5 protein-coding genes are annotated in these 3,919 nt (G+C 46.2%); all 5 read left to right on the forward strand.

Features of this window, described 5'->3' with window-relative positions:
* A partial coding sequence (galE, locus tag VN105_RS19130) for a UDP-glucose 4-epimerase GalE (protein ID WP_325643156.1) occupies positions 1 to 917 on the forward strand: 917 nt, incomplete at its 5' end.
* Positions 918 to 969: 52 nt separating this feature from the next.
* Positions 970 to 1,932, forward strand: coding sequence for a transketolase family protein (locus tag VN105_RS19135; RefSeq protein WP_325643158.1), 963 nt, complete (start codon positions 970 to 972; stop codon positions 1,930 to 1,932).
* 329 nt (positions 1,933 to 2,261) lie between these two features.
* Positions 2,262 to 2,813, forward strand: coding sequence for an RNA polymerase sigma factor (locus VN105_RS19140; protein WP_325643160.1), 552 nt, complete (start codon positions 2,262 to 2,264; stop codon positions 2,811 to 2,813).
* A gap of 109 nt (positions 2,814 to 2,922) precedes the next feature.
* A complete protein-coding gene (locus VN105_RS19145) occupies positions 2,923 to 3,654 on the forward strand; it encodes a hypothetical protein (protein WP_325643162.1) in 732 nt (243 codons plus the stop codon).
* Between the two features lie 29 nt (positions 3,655 to 3,683).
* Positions 3,684 to 3,919, forward strand: a 236-nt coding sequence (locus VN105_RS19150; protein ID WP_325643164.1) for a hypothetical protein, incomplete at its 3' end; no start/stop codon positions are given.

Raw genomic sequence — 3,919 nt, forward strand, 5'->3', positions numbered from 1 at the left:
CCCAATTATTAGATGGTATAGAGAAAATTACCGGAAAAAAGGTACGCAATTACAAAGTAGATCTTTGTAACCTGGAAGACACCAATGCGGTATTTCATGAAAACCGGGATATCGTTGGCGTTATCCATTTTGCAGCCCTGAAAGCAGTGGGAGAATCCGTAAATGAGCCCCTGATGTACTTTCAGAACAACCTCACCTCACTGATCAACGTGTTGAAATGCGTGAAGGAATACAATGTACCCAACCTCGTATTCTCTTCTTCCTGCTCCGTTTACGGCAATACCAAAGCCTTACCCGTAGTGGAAGAAACCCCGCTCGGCGAAGCACAGTCGCCATACGCACGCACCAAGCAGATAGGAGAACAGATCATTGAAGACTATAGCCGGGTAAATGAAACCAATTCTATCCTGCTTCGTTACTTTAATCCGGTAGGAGCACATGAATCTGCACTGATTGGTGAACTCCCCCTGGGAAAACCGGACAACCTGGTTCCGGTAATCACCCAAACCGCCATCGGGAAAATCCCTAAAATGACCGTGTTTGGTACTGATTATGATACCCGCGATGGCTCCTGTGTACGCGACTATATCCATGTAATGGATATCGCTGCTGCCCACACCAAAGCGCTCCAGTATCTCCTGGACCACCGCAATGCCAGCAACTGCGAAGTGTTTAACCTCGGCACCGGCAACGGTGTTACCGTGCTGGAAGCCATCAAGGCATTCGAAAAAATTTCCGGCATCAAATTAAACTACACCACCGGACCACGCAGGGAAGGAGATGTGATTGCCATCTACGCCAATAACAGTAAAGCAAAGGAAAAACTGAACTGGGAACCCAAAATCGGTATTGAAGACAGTATGCGCACCGCCTGGCAATGGGAAGTGAGCCTGCGTAATAAAGTGCTGAGCAACTAGGATCCTCGTTTTTTAATGTTTACATTTACGCTTCAATTTTAAAAAAACCACAATGGTAAAAGATATTCAACCACTAAATGAAAAAGAAACCCGCGGTGGGTTTGGCGAAGGCATACTGGAAGTGGGCCGCAAAAACCCCAATGTAGTTGCCCTGACCGCAGATCTGCTCGGCTCCATGAAACTGAATGCCTTCATTAAAGAATTTCCTGACCGCTTTGTACAGGTAGGTATCGCAGAAGCCAATATGATCGGCATCGCTGCGGGATTAACTATCGGCGGTAAAATACCATATACCACTACTTTTGCGAACTTCTCTACCGGAAGGGTGTACGACCAGATCCGTCAATCTGTTGCATACTCCAACAAGAATGTAAAAATATGCGCTTCCCACGCAGGTCTTACCCTGGGTGAAGATGGCGCCACCCACCAGATCCTGGAAGATATAGGCATGATGAAAATGCTGCCCGGTATGACCGTGATCGTTCCCTGCGATTTCAATCAAACCAAAGCGGCTACCATCGCTATCGCCGACTACGAAGGACCTGTATATCTCCGTTTCGGTCGCCCGAAATGGCCAAACTTTACCCCTGAAGACCAGAAATTTGAAGTGGGTAAAGCCCAGATCCTTCACGAAGGAACAGATATTACCCTGTTCGCCTGTGGCCACCTCGTTTGGATTGCCATCGAAGCAGGTAAAGTACTGGAAGAAAAAGGCTACAGCGTGGAAATCATCAACATCCACACTATTAAACCACTGGACGAAGCTGCCGTGATCGCTTCCCTGAAGAAAACAGGTTGCGCCGTTACCGCCGAAGAACATAACGTACTCGGTGGCCTGGGCGACAGCATCGCACAGGTAGCCTCCCGCCACATACCCGTTCCCATTGAGTACGTTGGTACCAACGATACCTTCGGCGAAAGCGGTAAACCACTGGATCTGCTGAAAAAATATGGCCTCGATGCAGACCACATCGTTGCTGCTGCAGAGAAAGCGATGCAGCGGAAAAAAGCGTAACCCGATCGCCTCCGGCGATTGTAGCGGAGTTTGTCTGACTCAGGATTAAACTGATTACCCTGATTACCCTGATTTTATTTTTTGGATTTCAAAGATGATTTTAAAGGATTTGGGGAGATATAAGCGGATATTCGCTTTTATCTCCCCAAATCATTTAAAATCCAAAGTAATCAAATCAGGGTAATCAGCGTAATCAGTTTAATCCTGAGTCAGACAAAATTCGCATCGCCGAAGGCGATAGCGATTAAACCTTCTGCCAATCTCCGCGTCTCATGAACAGGTTTTTATTTATATTCAATGAACTAAAACCTGTTAGAACCATTTAACCTATGGCCGTTTCACAGGACGATAAATCACTCTTGGCATTATACCGGGCGTCTGATACAAAGGAAAAAGGGTTTACCCTTATTATCCGGAAGTACCAGGAAAGGCTCTACTGGCATATCCGCAGGATGGTAATGGATCATGACGATGCCAATGATGTGCTGCAAAACGTTTTTATTAAAGTGTGGAAAAACCTGGAGAATTTCCGGGAAGATGCACAATTGTATACCTGGCTGTATAAAATAGCCACCAATGAGAGCCTCACCTTCCTGGAACAACAGAAACGTAAAACAGCTGTGTCCCTCTCGGAAGTGGAAACCGGCTTAAGTAATAAACTCAGGGCCGACCCACAGTTCGATCCCAACAAACTGGAGTGGAAACTGCAACGCGCCATCCTCAGTTTACCTGATAAACAACGGCTCGTATTCAATTTGCGCTATTATGATGAAATGCCCTATGAAGAAATGAGCAAGGTGCTGGATACCTCGGAAGGCGCGCTGAAAGCCTCTTATCACCACGCCGTCAGGAAAATCGAGGAGTTCATCCGCAACGGCTGAGCATAAATTTTACAAATATCTATTTTAAGTAATTTTTAAAGAAATTTACTAAAACATTAAAATCACATTAAACTATCAATACCGTTTCCTGTCTAAAAAACAGTAAAATATGAACAGGCAGACTCACATATCAGATGAATTAATGCAGATAGCACCAGGTGTCAACTGGCCTGCAGAGGTACCGTTTACGGTTCCTGCAGACTATTTTGAACACCTTCCCGCCGCTATCCTGCAGCAAATTCAACTGGAAGATCTGCGAATTGAAATAGCTGCGGACCTGGACCATCACCGGCCGTCCCTTCCGGCCGGCTATTTTGATGACCTGCCAAAAACTATCCTGCAACGGATCCAGGCAGAAGAACAGCCGGACTTTATTGATGTAAACGAAGAACTGGAAACGCTTTCCCCCCTCCTGGCGGCAATGCCCAAAAAGGTGCCTTTTACGGTACCTGCGGGCTATTTTGAATCCCTGCGGACAAGTCATTCCCATGAAGTAACTCCTTTACGGACCGTACACAGGAATCGCACCGCCACATGGCTGAAATGGACCGTAGCCGCATGTCTTACCGCATTTATCGGTAGCAGCGCCCTCCTGTTCGTTATCAACAATAACAACCATCATAGCAACATAGAAAAACAGCTGGAAGCCCTGGACGACCAGGATATTGTTAATTACCTGCAAACCCACACAGATCCCTTTGATAATGATGCTTTCTTTGCCACTTCCGTGGAAACAACCCCGGTGCAACGTCAGCTGAATGAAGCCGTTCCACTGGAAGCTATAGAAAAATACCTGCAACGGACCGATTTATCAAAGGAAGTGTTACCTGAAAAACAATGATGAAACGTTTTTATTTTATATGGATTACAATGTTTGTGCTCCTCACCCAAACCGGCGTGAGTAACGCGCAGCAAACCGCGTCCGAAAGTGCAGCTGAAAAAATAAAAGCCATACAGATCCAATACCTGTCCCAGAAATTAAACCTCACTCCCGAGGAAGCCCAGAAATTCTGGCCGGTTTATAATAACTACACCCACGAAGTAGAACAACTTATTGCAGAACGCCACCAGAAAAGAGACCTGGAAAAAACCGCTTCCGATAACGC

It is taken from the genome of Chitinophaga sp. (assembly GCF_035564935.1).
Lineage (GTDB): Bacteria > Bacteroidota > Bacteroidia > Chitinophagales > Chitinophagaceae > Chitinophaga.

Coding starts and splice junctions, on each gene's coding strand:
- VN105_RS19135 (WP_325643158.1), top strand. CDS start 970: ATGGTAAAAGATATTCAACCACTAAATGAAAAAGAAACCCGCGGTGGG.
- VN105_RS19140 (WP_325643160.1), top strand. CDS start 2,262: ATGGCCGTTTCACAGGACGATAAATCACTCTTGGCATTATACCGGGCG.
- VN105_RS19145 (WP_325643162.1), top strand. CDS start 2,923: ATGAACAGGCAGACTCACATATCAGATGAATTAATGCAGATAGCACCA.